At 63.2% G+C, this 14223-nt stretch carries 14 protein-coding genes; 4 read left to right on the top strand and 10 right to left on the bottom strand.

Translation table 11 applies throughout. From position 1 onward, the window contains the following. Window positions 1-66: 66 nt before the first annotated feature. The 10 genes from K4G67_RS02095 to K4G67_RS02050 all read right to left on the bottom strand — a co-directional run bounded on the left by K4G67_RS02095 (window position 67) and on the right by K4G67_RS02050 (window position 11327). Window positions 67-1392 carry an alginate export family protein gene (locus tag K4G67_RS02095; protein WP_239804745.1) on the bottom strand — a complete coding sequence of 442 codons (1326 nt, stop codon included), beginning with the start codon at window positions 1390-1392 and terminating at the stop codon, window positions 67-69. A 2-nt stretch (window positions 1393-1394) separates the two neighbouring features. Next, complete coding sequence (locus tag K4G67_RS02090; RefSeq protein WP_239804744.1) at window positions 1395-3137, bottom strand: methyl-accepting chemotaxis protein; 1743 nt, start codon at window positions 3135-3137, stop codon at window positions 1395-1397. A 958-nt stretch (window positions 3138-4095) separates the two neighbouring features. Then, window positions 4096-4506: a hypothetical protein gene (locus K4G67_RS02085; RefSeq protein WP_239804743.1), complete on the bottom strand. Its 411-nt coding sequence runs from the start codon at window positions 4504-4506 to the stop codon at window positions 4096-4098. A gap of 122 nt (window positions 4507-4628) precedes the next feature. Then, window positions 4629-5765 (bottom strand): DNA polymerase III subunit beta, encoded by a 1137-nt coding sequence (gene dnaN, locus K4G67_RS02080; RefSeq protein WP_239804742.1) that lies wholly within the window; start codon window positions 5763-5765, stop codon window positions 4629-4631. 160 nt (window positions 5766-5925) lie between these two features. Beyond that, complete coding sequence (locus tag K4G67_RS02075; protein ID WP_239804741.1) at window positions 5926-7365, bottom strand: AMP nucleosidase; 1440 nt, start codon at window positions 7363-7365, stop codon at window positions 5926-5928. A 172-nt stretch (window positions 7366-7537) separates the two neighbouring features. Continuing rightward, window positions 7538-8158, bottom strand: a complete 621-nt coding sequence (gene rplI, locus K4G67_RS02070) for a 50S ribosomal protein L9 (RefSeq protein WP_239804740.1) — start codon at window positions 8156-8158, stop codon at window positions 7538-7540. Window positions 8159-8170: 12 nt separating this feature from the next. Continuing rightward, entirely contained in the window at window positions 8171-8395 is a 225-nt protein-coding gene (gene rpsR / locus K4G67_RS02065) for a 30S ribosomal protein S18 (protein WP_047821188.1), read from the bottom strand. Further along, on the bottom strand, window positions 8395-8769 hold the full coding sequence (rpsF, locus tag K4G67_RS02060) for a 30S ribosomal protein S6 (RefSeq protein ID WP_239804739.1): 375 nt from the start codon (window positions 8767-8769) through the stop codon (window positions 8395-8397). Before rpsF ends, rpsR begins: the two co-directional genes overlap by 1 nt. 144 nt (window positions 8770-8913) lie before the next feature. Continuing rightward, window positions 8914-9852, bottom strand: coding sequence for a DUF808 domain-containing protein (locus K4G67_RS02055; protein WP_239804738.1), 939 nt, complete (start codon window positions 9850-9852; stop codon window positions 8914-8916). A 41-nt stretch (window positions 9853-9893) separates the two neighbouring features. After that, window positions 9894-11327, bottom strand: coding sequence for a glutamate ligase domain-containing protein (locus tag K4G67_RS02050; protein WP_239804737.1), 1434 nt, complete (start codon window positions 11325-11327; stop codon window positions 9894-9896). Window positions 11328-11395: 68 nt separating this feature from the next. On the opposite strand from K4G67_RS02050, the gene K4G67_RS02045 reads away from it, so the two are divergent. The 4 genes from K4G67_RS02045 to K4G67_RS02030 all read left to right on the top strand — a co-directional run bounded on the left by K4G67_RS02045 (window position 11396) and on the right by K4G67_RS02030 (window position 14203). Further along, window positions 11396-12214, top strand: a complete 819-nt coding sequence (locus K4G67_RS02045; protein ID WP_239804736.1) for an LD-carboxypeptidase — start codon at window positions 11396-11398, stop codon at window positions 12212-12214. Between the two features lie 80 nt (window positions 12215-12294). Continuing rightward, window positions 12295-13236, top strand: coding sequence for an ACP S-malonyltransferase (gene fabD, locus K4G67_RS02040; RefSeq protein ID WP_239804735.1), 942 nt, complete (start codon window positions 12295-12297; stop codon window positions 13234-13236). A gap of 3 nt (window positions 13237-13239) precedes the next feature. After that, window positions 13240-13989: a 3-oxoacyl-[acyl-carrier-protein] reductase gene (gene fabG / locus K4G67_RS02035; RefSeq protein WP_239804734.1), complete on the top strand. Its 750-nt coding sequence runs from the start codon at window positions 13240-13242 to the stop codon at window positions 13987-13989. Window positions 13990-14065: 76 nt separating this feature from the next. After that, complete coding sequence (locus K4G67_RS02030) at window positions 14066-14203, top strand: DUF2256 domain-containing protein (RefSeq protein WP_239804762.1); 138 nt, start codon at window positions 14066-14068, stop codon at window positions 14201-14203. The last annotated feature ends 20 nt before the right edge of the window (window positions 14204-14223 follow it).

Here is a 14223-nt window from a genome sequence, read left to right as displayed (position 1 = left end):
CGCTCCTAAGCTCGCTCATACGAGCGCCCTTAAGACCGGTCGTTCACCCGCCGGACAAGGCGGGGCTCACCGGATGGGTACGGTATATCCATAGAGCGTATTGCGGCGTGTGCCTGCGTTGGGCGCAAGGTCGAAAAACCGTCCCTTGCCCAGCAACGCCGCCGCGGTCTCGAACTTGATCCCCGATGCCGGAATATTCCAGCGCAAGCGCGCGTCGAGCTGGTAGCCTGCATCGCGCCCTGCCGCTCCGTCAGGGTCGCGAACACCGGTTTTCGAAAAGCTGTCGGTCAGCGAATCCAGCCACAAGCGCCGATATGTGACATCGGCAGCGACATTGTCCGAAAGGGTTGCCGAAACATTCGCCCCGATCGTGCGCAAATTGGCCCATGCAAGGGCGCCATACAGCCCCGTCGGCCCCAGCTCCCGGCGCGGACCGTAGAGTTGATCGAACCGGCCGTAATCGGCATCACCGCCTTCGTCGCCCGAGCCGAGATCGCCGATGAGCGCAACGCGCGGTTCCACTTCCATGTCGAACGTGTAGCCAAGTTCCGCGTGAACCATATAGGCGCCGACATCTCGTTTTTCGGCGTTTTCCGCCTTCGATGCGCGGATATGCCCCGTCTGCCAAGCCGCCTCGACCTCGGTATCGAGACGGCCGCGCGCCGGTTTGGAAATCAGCCGGATACCGGGAGTTACCAGATGGCGATTGGTCGTGGCGCGGTCCGGCCGGTCATTTTCGTCGAGCCCGAAAACATAGGCCTCGGCCGTGAAGGGCCCGACATCCTTGCGCTGATAAAATACGCCCCAGAAGCGAAGGTCATCGCCCTCCCGGTCCCATTCGACCGCGTTGTCCACCAGCGAAGGCTTTTCACGGGGCAGGCGTTGTTGCGGCAGGACATAGAACGCGGTCAGTGCGCCATCGCCGTTCCAGTCCATTCTCGCGCCCGTAAATCCGTTGGTGGAGTTGCGAAAACCGGGGTCGCCGACCAGCCGCCTGGATCCCAGTGCGATCGTCTGCCGCCCCAATGTAAGCGACGCATCCTGTGCGATATCGATTGCGGCGTATAATTCGACGAGTTCGAGAGCGTTGACATCGCCTGTGGTGATGGGCGTATCGTCATCGACGAAATAGGCGCGCGCATCCTGCAATCGCGCCCCGAGGGCGAAACCTTCGCCCTGATACTGCGCCTTCAAGATGGAACGCAGGACGAGCGCATCGTCGGCATCCGCCGCATCGGCCCGAAACCCCCCGCGGTAGGTTTCGTATCGCGCGCGAACGCTCCCTTCGATATCGAAGCTGCCCGCTTCCTGCGCTGATATTGACGGGGCGACGATCGCGGATGCGGCGGCCACGATACCGAGAATGCACGAACGTGTGTATCTTCTCGCCATGGTCAAAACATGCTCCAATCCTGGTCGTCGTCGGCCACCAGGGCGAGATTGCCAACCGATGCCGGCCTTGCGGCGGGGCGCGGGGCGGGCGTCTGCCGTGCGGCGTGCTGTGCCATGGCTTTCTGGCCGAGGCGGAACCGTTCCACGAGGCTGGACAGATTGTCGGCCTCGTCCGCGAGGCTGCGTGCCGCGGCATTCGATTCCTCTACCATCGCGGCGTTCTGCTGTGTCATGCGGTCGATGCCGGCCATGACGGTATTGGCATCTTTCAGCCCGACCGACTGTTCCTTCGTCGCCTCGCTGATCTGGGTGGCGATATGCGTCACGTCGCTGATCTTCTGAATGATACGGTCGAGCGCCTCGCCCGTTTCACGCACCAGCTTGGCACCGCTCGACACTTCCTTCACGCTCATTCCGATCAGCTTGCGGATATCTTCCGCCGCTTCGGTCGAACGTTGCGCCAATGCGCGCACTTCGCTCGCGACGACGGCAATTCCGCGCCCGACTTCGCCCGCTCGTGCCGCCTCGACCCCGGCGTTGAGCGCGAGCAGGTTTGTCTGAAACGAGATGCCGTCGATCACGGCGATGATCTTGCCGATCTCGATCGTCGAATTCTCGATCGTGTCCATTGCCGTTACCGCACGCGAAACGATCTCGCCGCCGTGGCGCGCTTCCTCGACGGCTTCGGACACGCCCGAATGCGTTTCTGTCGCGCTTTGTGCGGTGCGGCCCATACCTTTCGTGATGCTGGTCACGGTTTCGGTCATGCGGGTCAGGTCGGCGGCCTGACTTTCGGTGCGCTGCGCCAGATCGTCCGATGCCTGGCTGATTTCCAGCGCGCCCGTCTTTACCGCCCCGGCCGATTCCGCGACCGATTGCATGGCCGTACGCAATTGCGCGACGGCGCGGTTGAAATCGCTTTGCAGCGCGGCATAGCTTTCGCCAAGGTCCGGCATTTCGACGAGCAGATCGCCCTCGGAAACCTTCTGCAGTCCGCTTCCGACCTGTTCGATCATATGTTTTGTCGCAAGATCATGTTTTTGCTGCGCCTTGCGGGCATCGCGCAGGCGTTCTGCCGCCTGAGCCAGCTCGCCCAATTCGTCATGACGCTCCACATGCGGTATCGAGGCATCGAGCTGCCCGTTTTCGATCCGTGCGATCGCGCCGCGAACATCCGACAATTCGCCGCCGATCATCAGCTTCAGTTTCCGTGCGAGGAAATAGGACGTGCCCGCGGCCAGCACGGTGATCGCGATCGTGATCGCCATGATGATCAGGGCGGCGTTTTTCTGCTTCTGCGTGATGATGATCGATTCTTCGATGGAGGCCTCGCGGACCACTTCGATCGCGTTATCGACTACACTGGCATTTCGCGCGATGCGGCTGCTGCCCGCGGTACCGACGTTTCCGCCCTCGACCACTTCCTTCACCACCGTGACATAGTTGGCCGTCAACGATTCGATCTTGTCGAGATCATCGTCGATGGCCTCTCCCTTCGCGGCGCGTAGCTCGTCGATCGCGACCCCGAAATCGGCCACATTGCTATTGAATGAGGTCCGGTTTTCCTCGGTCGGCAACATCGCGTAGCGGTACACATCCCGTTCCAGGGATGCGAAGTCCTTTTCGAGCAGCGCGGCACTCAGCGCTGCACCGGAAATCTCATTATCGGTTTCAATCATCCTGTTGCTGAGCATTGCGCCGACAAGCGCGGAGGCGACCAGCAGCAGACCGAGAAGAATTGCCACCGATGACTGCACACCCAATCGTTTGTCGATTGACTGCCTCTGCAGCCAGCTTTGATTTCGCGTCGTCGTGTTGCTCATGGTATAAATCGCCCTGTTCAGTCCGAAGCCGGGGGGCATCGGTTGCGGCCGTCAATGCGCTGCACAGATGATCATCGGATTGAAATTGTCCCTTCGGTTACCCCTTGGTCGAAGGCTAACCATTCTGGCCCGCGGGGTAGCAACAGGCGTGTGCGCCGCTTTCGGGAAAATCGTTCGCGTCTCGATGGCCGCTACCGACTGTCATGCGCCCAAAAATGACGAGAGCGCACCCCGCGCAGCCATGAGAAGGTTGGACGGGCAGGCGTGTGCCTGCGACTTCAGAACAGCGCTCATGCCAGTCGCGACATGCGTTTGTGCGGCGGAAGGCTGACAGGTGCCAAGGTCCAAGCCTTGTGCTCAAAAGGGGCACTTGGGGCATCATGGCCAATCCGGCGCGCGCCACATATCGAGAGAAAGTCGCGAAGGTGGATCGCAACGCCAGCCTCGAAGCGCGGCGCCGAATAGGCTGAGGTTTGCAGGCGCAATCGCAAGGCTGCGATGTGCCGCCCGGCTTCGGGCGCTTGCGCGAGCGCGAGGCGTGGAGGTACGCGACGATCGCGATATCGAGATGCTGAACTCATCGACGCGGAACGGATGCAAGCGGGCACGATCTCATTCGGGCTTCGGAGACGCGCCTCGGCGGACGCTCGACGCGTTCTATACATGCAATTGCCCGCCCGGTTCCTAATATCGCCCGGATTGCACCGCCGCCTGCGTCACGGTCACGCCGGCGCTATTCGCTTCGATGGCGGATCTCGACGCGCCGGCCCGCGCGCCAGCCAGATTGGCGGAGAACGACGCGCCTGATTGCACTGCCCCGCGCAACAGGAAAGAAGGCCCGGCGCGAAAGCGGCCGGGCCTCTTTCTGCCCTCTACGGGTTCAGCGACCGCCTTCGGCGTTGTTGCCCTGCGTCTGGCTTGCGGCCTGGGCCTGTGCTTCGGCCTGCATCCGCATCCCCACCTCGGTCAGGCGATTGCCGAAACTTTTGGCGAGCGGCTGACACGCGGCATTGGCGGCGGGAAGATCGCCGATGATCGTCGGCAGCGCGTCATAGCTCATCACATCGCCGATCTTCTTGCCCGACGATGCTTCGTAACGACCCATGAAATAGGCCATGACCATGCCGATGCCGCGCTTCTGCTCCGGATCCTGCGCCTGCTCGCTCGCAAGCAGGGCCCAGGCCGCACAGCGCAGGTTTTCCTCCGCACCGTCCTGCGCGGCGGCCGGCATTGCGGACATGGCAAGCGGGGCCGCCAGCGCGGTCATGGCGAGTTTCGTAATGGTTTTCATAACATAATCTCCGTTCTGCTGCCCGCGCCATAGGAAATCGCGGCGCATAACCCAAGGGTCATGCACCGCGAATGGACCGAACCAGATTGCCCGCCGATGAAGCGGCAGATTTTTCCAATCCGTCAAACGCGCATCGGCATCAGCACGTAGAGCGCGGGGCTGTCGGAATTCTGCCGAATGAGCGTCGGCGCACCGGCATCGGCGAGATGCAGCTCGACATTGTCGCCCTCGATCTGGGCGAGGATATCCTTCAGGTAATTGGCGTTGAACCCGATCTCCAGCCCTTCGGCCCCGTAATCGGCGGCCAGTTCCTCCGCCGCCGTGCCATTGTCGGGGCTGGTCACCGAAAGGGTGACGCGGTCCTGGTCGAGCGCCATCTTCACCGCGCGCGTCTTTTCGGTGGCGATGGTGGCCACGCGGTCCACGCCGGAGAAAAAGCTTTTGGGATCGAGCTTCAGCAGCTTGTCATTGCCGGTCGGGATCACGCGGCTGTAATCGGGGAACGTTCCGTCGATCAGCTTGCTGGTGAGCACGATGCCGCCCTCCCCGCCCATGGTGAAGCGGATCTTGGACGCGGAAAGATCGACCTGCACATTGGTGTCGAGCGATTCTTCGAGCAGCTTGCGCAATTCGGCGACGCATTTGCGCGGCACGATGACGTCGGGCATCCCCTCCGCCCCGTCGGGACGGGAGAGCGTGAAGCGCGCGAGCCGGTGCCCGTCGGTCGCCGCCGCCTTCAACACAGGCTGCCCGCCCGGCCCATCCTCCGCCACGTGAAAGAAAATGCCGTTGAGGTAATAGCGGGTCTCTTCGGTCGAAATCGCGAATCGCGTCCGGTCGATCAACTGCGCCAGCGTGGCGGCCGGAATTTCGAAGCTGGTCGGCAGATCGCCTTCGACGATGGTGGGAAAATCGTCGCGCGGCAGGGTGGGAAGCTGAAACCGGCTGCGCCACGCCTTTACAACCATGCGATTGTCAGCGGTTTCCAGGCTCACCTGCGATCCGTCGGGCAATTTGCGTGCGATGTCGAACAACAGATGCGCCGACACGGTAATCGCGCCTGCGCTTTCGACGCTGGCCGCGCTCATCGTTTCGACGACCTGCAGGTCGAGGTCAGTGGCCATGACCTTCACCCCGCCGTCGGACGACGCATCGATAAGCACGTTGGACAGGATGGGGATGGTATTGCGCCGCTCCACCACCGATTGCACGTGGCTGAGACTGTGCAGCAGGGTCGCGCGTTCGATCGTGGCCTTCATTATACTCAATTCCCCCTGTGCCCGGCGGCGGACATGCGCGGTGCGGGCAAAGTTCAATACGGCCAAACTTTCTTAGCGCCCACGCGCATCGGGGCAAGGCGAACACACCGGGAACGCCGCGATTCGATTGCGTTTTGCGCGGAGTTTTCCCCCGCTGTGCTTATCGGAAAGGCGGTTCGTTGAACGCGCGCAGCTTGCGGCTGTGGAGCCGCGTGCCTTCCTCGCGCAGCAGGTCGCAGGTGCGTATGCCGATCTGAAGATGCGCGCCGATGGCCTCCTCGTAAAACTTGTTGGCCTGCCCCGGCAGCTTTATTTCGCCATGGATCGGCTTGTCCGACACGCAGAGCAGCGTCCCGTAAGGCACGCGGAAACGATAGCCCTGCGCCGCGATGGTGGCGCTTTCCATGTCGATCCCGACCGCGCGCGACAGCGAAAGGCGCCGCGCCGTCGTGCTGATCTGCAATTCCCAGTTGCGGTCGTCGGTCGTCACCACCGTGCCGGTCCGCATCCGCTGTTTCAGGCTGGCACCCTCGGTTCCGCTCACGTCTTCGGCCGCGGCGGCGAGCGCCTGCTGCACCTCCGCGATCGCTGGCAGGGGAATTTCGGGCGGCAGCACCGCGTCCAGCACGTGATCGTCACGAAGGTAAGCATGGGCCAGCACGTAATCGCCGATCTTCTGCGTCGGGCGCAAGCCGCCACAATGCCCGATCATCAGCCACGCCTCCGGCCTCAACACCGCGAGATGGTCGGTAATCGTCTTCGCATTCGATGGCCCGACGCCGATGTTGACGAGCGTGATGCCGCTGCGCCCTTCACCGATGAGGTGGTAGGCGGGCATCTGGTGCCGGCGCCACGCGGTATCGGACAGAAGCCCGCGCGCACCCGTCATCTGCTGATCTATGAACAATCCGCCCGCGCCCGCGAGCGCTTGATACCGCCCCTGCCCAACCCGCGTGCCGGCCCATTCGACGAATTCGTCGACATAGCGGTGGTAATTGGTGAACAGCACGTATTTCTGAAAATGGTCGGGATCGGTGCCGGTGTAATGCGCCAGCCGCGCAAGGCTGAAATCCGTGCGCAATCCATCGAACAGCGATAGCGGCATCGGATCGTCGGGGTTACCGATCTCGAACCCGTCGGCAAGTTCGTCCCCGATGAGCGCAAGATCGGTCGACGGGAAATGCTGCGCCAGCAATTGCGGGCTGACCCCGGCAAGATCGCGACCCGCATTTCCGTCGAGGACATAGGGAAACGGAATTTCCTGCCGCGAACGCTTCACATCCACCTCGACCGGATAATCGGTGAGGATCAGCGAAAGCTGCTCCCGCAGATATTCGGCGAACAGCCGCGGCCGGGTCACGGTGGTATTGTAATGTCCGCGCCGGTTGAGCCGCCCGAAGGCGCGCGAAATATCCGAGGGATCGCCATCCCCCTTATAGGTGAGGCGCAATTCGGGGTAGCAATAGCTGCCGTCGCTCCGCCGGGTGGAGGATGGCAGGCTGCCATCGCTGGCGAAGGCGGCAATATCGGTGCGAAGCCGTTCGACCGCTTCGTCATGGACGCGGGTCAGTTCGGCAATGATCGTGTCGGGTGTATCCATCGGCGGCAGATAGCGCGCAATATCCTACATTTCAAAGGCACGCGGCCTCATTTTTTGCGGCGCAAGGAATCCGGTATGGGCCGAAATATTCAGGATGGCATACGGAAACGGGCGCGGTACCCATCTGGATACCGCGCCCGCATGTCCGACCGTTCGGCGGAAAAGCGACGGATCAGGCCTGCTCTTCGCCCTCGGCTTCGTCTTCTGCGGTATCCTCCGGCTCGCCGGCGATTTCGCCCGGCTCGGCATTGGGGTCACGCTCTTCGGTGAAGCCGCCGGTGTTCTGCGATTCTTCTTCGAACATCTGCGCCATCACGTCGATGCCCTGCGCCTGCAGCTCGGCTTCGTCGTCCGAACGGGCGACATTGGCCTTCACCGTGACGCTGACTTCGGGGTGGAGAACGACGCGCACGTCGAACATGCCGATGGTCTTGATCGGGCCGTCGAGCACGATCTGCGACTTGTTCACCTCGTGGCCCTTTTCGGTCAGGGCCGCGGCGATGTCGCGCACATTGACCGAACCGTAAAGCTGACCCGAGTTCGAGGACGCACGGATGAGGACGATTTCCTCGCCGTCGATCTTCTTGCCCTGCGCTTCGGCAGCGGTGCGCTTTTCGGCGTTTTCGGCTTCGAGCCGTTCGCGATTCGCCTCGAACACCTTGCGGTTCGATTCGTTGGCGCGAAGGGCCTTCTTATTGGGGAGCAGGAAATTGCGTGCGTAGCCGTCCTTGACGGACACGACATCGCCGATGCTGCCCAGCTTCTCGATACGTTCGAGGAGGATGATATCCATGGGTTTTCCTCCTTACTTCACGATATAGGGCAGCAGGCCGATGTGGCGTGCGCGCTTGATCGCCTTCGACAGCTCGCGCTGCTTCTTGGCGGATACCGCGGTGATGCGGCTGGGAACGATCTTGCCACGCTCGGACATGAAGCCCTGCAGCAGGCGCACGTCCTTGTAATCGATGGCGGGCGCGTTCTTTGCGGAGAACGGGCAGCTCTTGCGACGACGGAAGAAAGGACGGGCCATTAGCGGTCTCCCCGGCGGTTGCCGCCGCGATCGCCGCCACGGCGTTCACGGTCGTTCTTGCGCATCATGACGGACGGTTCGTTGTCCATTTCATCGATGCGAATGGTCATGTAGCGGATGACGTCTTCGTTGATGCGCGTCTGACGCTCCAGCTCGGCGACGACGCCGGTGGGAGCCTCGATGTTCAGCATCACGAAATGCGCCTTGCGGTTGCGCTGAATCTTGTAGGCGAGGTTCTTCAGGCCCCAGGTTTCCGTGCGGACAACCTTGCCGTCATTGGCCTCGACGATTTCGGTGGCGGTGTTCGCAAGCGCATCGACCTGAGCCTGGCTCAGATCCTGACGCGCAAGGAACACATGCTCGTAAAGCGGCATGCGCTCGTTCCTTGTACTCTAACCGATCGCTGGCGTGTCCGCACCATTGCGGGGCCCCTCCGGCTTTCTTCGTGTCCCCGCCATGCAGGAACGCCCCGCGCCATACACGAGGCGGCGCCAGATGCAAGCCTTACGCGTGCCCGCTCAATGCGCGCCGATGCGAAACACCTTGTGCAGGACAATCGCGATCACGAAGCCGAGCGCCAGCCCGACCAGCGCCGACACGGTCGCATAACTCAACCAGCCAAGCACGCCCGACAATGCGCCCGTGACCGTTTCGACATGAACCTGAATGTCATGGACGACATGGGCCGGGCCCGGCATGCCAAGCTCCTCCAGCCCGTGCAGGATGATGCCGCCCCCGACCCAGAGCATGGCGATCGTCCCGATGAACGACAGCGCACGCAGGAGAAAGGGCATCCCCTTGAGCATGAGCCGCCCTGCCCGCTGCGACAGCGCGCTGCTCTTTTTCGAAAGATACAGCCCGATGTCGTCCATCTTCACGATGAGCGCGACCGCGCCATAGACGACAACGGTGATCCCGATCCCGATGATGGCCAGCACCGCCGCCCGCGACAGCAGCGTTTCCGCCGCCACGGAATTGAGCGTGATGGCCATGATTTCGGCCGAAAGGATGAGATCGGTGCGAATCGCCGCCGATGCACGTTCGTTTTCGAAGGCGGCGGGATCCTCGATCGGTTCGTCGATGGTCTTGCCCTGCTTCTCCGCGCCGAGTTTCTCCATCACCTTTTCCGCCCCTTCGTAGGACAGATAACACCCGCCCAGCATCAGGATCGGCGTGATGGTCCAGGGCAGAAACTCGCTGAGCAGGAGCGCGGCGGGCAACAGGATGATCAGCTTGTTGAAAAAGCTGCCCTTGGCGATGCGCCATACGATGGGCAATTCGCGCGCCGGCGAAAGGCCGGTGACATAGGACGGCGCGACGGCGGCATCGTCGATGACGACGCCCGCGGCCTTCGTCCCTGCGCGCGATGCGGCAATGCCGACGTCGTCGACCGACGCGGCCGCTGCGCGGGCGATCACCGCAATATCGTCGAACAACGCTACCAGACCTGTGGCCAATGCAATTCCCCTTCAAATGTCGCGATGCGGTCGAAGACGGTTCAGCGGTCCAGCCGCATGAACAGATCGTGCGCGAACTGGCTCAACGTATCGTCGCGCGCGCCCATGACCACGATGCGGTCGCCGTCTTGCGCGATTTCGGCAATCCGGTCCGCGCAATCGCTTCGCTGCGCAATATGTTCGGCATTGCCGCCGTTTTCTTTGATGGCGGCAACGATCCGTTCCGAACCGACCGAACGATCCGTTGTTCCCCCGAAATAGACCGGATCGGAAAAGATGATCCTGTCGCCTGCGTCCAGAACCTGCGCGAAGGTTTCGGCCAGTTCCATGCCCATTTGCCGCAACGGGCCATAGCCGTGCGGCTGAAAAAACGCGATGACCCGGCCCGGGTGCGCCTTTAACGTGCGCAGGGTCGCGGCGCATTTTTCGGGGTTGTGGCCGAAATCGTCGATGATCGTGATGTTGCGCGCCGCGGTGCCCACGACATCGAACCGGCGCCGCAACCCTTCGAACCGGGACAATGCGGCGACGCCGTCGGCAACGGATACGCCCGCGGCATCCGCACCGGCAATCGCGGCCAGCGCATTGGCAAGATTGTGGCGGCCTGGCTGCTTCAATTGCAAATCGTGGCGGGTATCGGCGCGCCGGTCGATGATCGTGGCATCGATGCCGGTCGGCGTCTGCACGATGCTGCCGGGCACGACGCCGATGTCGGCCTGTGTATTGTCGATGGCGAAACGGGTGACGGCCTGCGCACGGGCGGCGAGTGCCATGCTTTCCGGATCGTCGGCATTGATCGCGGCGTGCGGCGCGGCGGCCAGGAAATTGCCGAACAGGCTGCGCAATTCGTCCATGCTCTTGTGATCGAGGCTGACATTGAGGAGCACGGCGACACCGGGGCGGTAGAGCGCGATGGATCCGTCGCTTTCATCCACCTCCGCCACGAACAGGCCGCCGTCGCCGGTGCGCGCGCTGGCAAAAGGCGCATCATCGGTGACGAAATTCTTCATCACCGCGCCGTTCATGATGGTGGGGTCGCGCCCCGCTTCCGCCATGATCCACCCGGTCATGCCCGTCACGGTCGATTTCCCGCTGGTCCCGCCGATGGCGATGGAACGGGGCGCGGCATTGAACAACTCGGCAAGCAATTCCGCACGGCTCATCCGCGCACAGCCCAATTCGCGCGCGCGCATGACCTCCGGCACGCTATCCTCGATCGCGGCGCTCGCCACGAGCACCTGTTCGGGCCTCGTCACCCCGCTTCCGTCCTGCAGATGGAGTGCGATGCCCTGCCGCTCGAGCCACGCGAATTTTTCCGCGCTTCGCCCGGCGTCGAAACTGCGGTCGGACCCGCCGATCTGCGCGCCCCTCGCCCGCAGGATACAGGCCAGAGGCAACATTCCCGACCCGCCGATTCCGCAAAAGAAGAACGGGCGGGAAAGAAGGTCGGACGGTTTTGCAACATTGTCGGTCATCACCGCGGTGGCTATTGGCAAAGGGCGCGCTTGGCAATCACGGGCATGAGGTTTAGCGATGGTTTTACATGTATAACGTCGCCATCTGTGCCCCGTCGGCCCCCTTTTCCCGCGATTGCGCGGACGATGTTGCGGCCATCGCCCGCGACTATCCCGATCTTGCGCTGACGTTCCATCCGCAATGTTTCGAACAATCGGGCCATTTCGCAGGAACCGATGCGCAGCGGCGCGAGGCGCTCATCGAATGCGCGAATGATCCGGCGTTCGATGCCGTGTGGTTCGCGCGCGGCGGATATGGCGCGTGCCGCATTGCCGGCGACGCGATCGCGCGGATGGACGGCAATGCGCGCGACAAACGCTATTTCGGCTATTCCGATGCGGGCTATCTGCTCGCCGGGCTTTATCGCCACGGTATCGGGCGGCCGACCCATGCGCCCATGCCGCACGACATCGGGCGCGTGGGCGGCGCGGCGGCGGTGCGGCGCACGCTGTCCTTCATGTCGGGCGACCGCGGAACGATGGAGCCTTTTGCCGCCGATGCGCCGACCGTCGCCTTCAATCTCGCGACCTTCGCCATGATCTGCGGCACTTCGCTGATGCCGGACCTGTCGGGTCATGTGCTGATGCTGGAGGAGGTGAGCGAGTATCTTTATGCCGTCGACCGGTTGTTCTTCCATATTTCGGAGGCGATGCCCGCCATGAACCTTGCCGGCGTGCGGCTGGGCCGGGTGTCCGACGTGCCGGAAAACGACCGCCCCTTCGGCATGGAGGCGGAGGCGATCTGCCGCCATTGGTGCGACCGGGCGGGCGTGCCGTTTCTGGGCCATGCCGATATCGGCCACGATGCCGCCAATCGCATCGTTCCCTTCGGCCCGCGCCGCAAATGAACCCGAATTGACAGGACGGCGGGGCTTGCGGGCGAATGCGCCGCGACCTAACCCGCCCTGCAATGCATAAGGAGACATCCATGAAAGCTTTCATCTTCCCCGGACAGGGGAGCCAGACCGTCGGCATGGGCACTGCGCTCGCCGACACATCCGCCCACGCTCGCGAGGTTTTCGAGGAAGTGGACGACGCACTCGGCCAGAAACTCTCCGCCATCATGAAGGACGGGCCGGAGGATCAGCTCACCCTCACCGAAAATGCGCAGCCTGCGATCATGGCGCACTCCATGGCGATCGTGCGTGTGCTGGAAAAGGAATTCGGCGTCTCGCTCGCAGAGAAAGGCGATTATGTCGCAGGGCACAGCCTCGGCGAATATAGCGCGCTTTGCGCCGCCGGTGCGTTTTCGCTGTCCGACACGGCACGGCTCCTGAAACTGCGCGGCCAGGCGATGCAGGCCGCGGTGCCGGTCGGCGTAGGCGCGATGTGCGCGCTGCTCGGTGCCGATGTGGAAAAGGCCGCAGAACTTGCGAAGGCCGCGACCGAGAGCGAGGGCGAAGTGTGCACCGTCGCCAACGACAACGACCCGACGCAGGTCGTGTTGTCGGGGCACGTCGCGCCGATCAAACGCGCCGTCGCCATCGCGAAGGAATTCGGCATTCGCCGCGCCGTGATGCTGCCGGTGTCGGCCCCGTTTCATTGCGAATTGATGGAACCGGCCGCCGCGGCGATGGACGATGCGCTGACCAAGACGATGCCGAACGCGCCGCGCCTGCCTGTGTTTGCCAATGTCACGGCGAAACCCGTCGCCGATCCGGAAGAGATCCGCAAACATCTCGTCGCGCAGGTAATGGGCCGCGTCCGCTGGCGCGAGAGCGCGGCCGGCATGGCGGCGATCGGCGTGACGCATTTCATCGAGCTGGGCGGCAAGGTGCTCGGCCCCATGGTCAAGCGCTCCGCCGACGGGGCGGAGGTGCGCTCCATCATCACGATGGCCGATTGCGAAACGCTGGCAAAGGAGATCTGAGCGATGTTCGATCTGACCGGAATGACCGCGCTGGTGACCGGCGCATCGGGGGGCATCGGCTCCGAAATCGCCCGCGCCTTGGCGGCACAGGGCGCCCGCCTCGCACTCAGCGGATCGAACGGCGACAAGCTGCGCGCCTTTCGCGAACAGCTGAACGCCGAAACCGGCGGCGACCATGTCGAAATCACCTGCGATTTGTCGAGTGCGGAAAGTGTCGATGCGCTCATCCCCGCGGCGATCGACACGCTGGGCAGGCTGGACATCCTCGTCAATAATGCCGGGATCACGCGCGACGGGCTGATGATGCGGATGAAGGACGAGGATTGGGAGCAGGTGTTGCAGGTCAACCTGACGGCCGCGTTCCGGCTCATGCGGGCCGCGACCCGCCCGATGATGAAGGCGAAGTTCGGCCGCATGATCTCCATCACCAGCGTGGTCGGCACCACCGGCAATCCGGGGCAGATGAACTATGCCGCGGCCAAGGCGGGGCTTACCGGCATGAGCAAGAGCCTCGCGCAGGAACTTGCCACCCGCAACATCACCGTGAACTGTGTCGCGCCGGGTTTCATCCGCACGGCGATGACCGACGTGTTGCCCGATGCGCAGAAGGACGAGCTGAACGCCCGCATTCCCGCAGGGCGCATGGGCGAAGGCGCCGACATTGGCGCCGCGGTCGCCTATCTCGCATCGAAGGAAGCAGGCTATGTCACCGGGCAGACGCTCCACGTGAACGGCGGCATGGCGATGATCTGACCCCGTCGCCGGGCGGGTGCGGGAACGGTCGCACCCGCCCGGCAACCGGATCGCGCGCGATGCGTTGTCCTGTACGATGGCGCACAAGAAACCGAATCTGCCGACAAAGACCTGCCCGGTGTGCGAACGCCCGTTTGCCTGGCGTAAGAAATGGGCGCGCGACTGGGACAATGTCGTCTATGGTTCCGAGCGGTGCCGCCGCACGGCGAAATAGCGCGCCGCCATGAACGAAGG

Source organism: Croceicoccus hydrothermalis (assembly GCF_022378335.1).
In the GTDB taxonomy this organism is placed as follows: domain Bacteria; phylum Pseudomonadota; class Alphaproteobacteria; order Sphingomonadales; family Sphingomonadaceae; genus Croceicoccus; species Croceicoccus hydrothermalis.
This window is presented reverse-complemented; position numbering and strand designations above follow the sequence as displayed.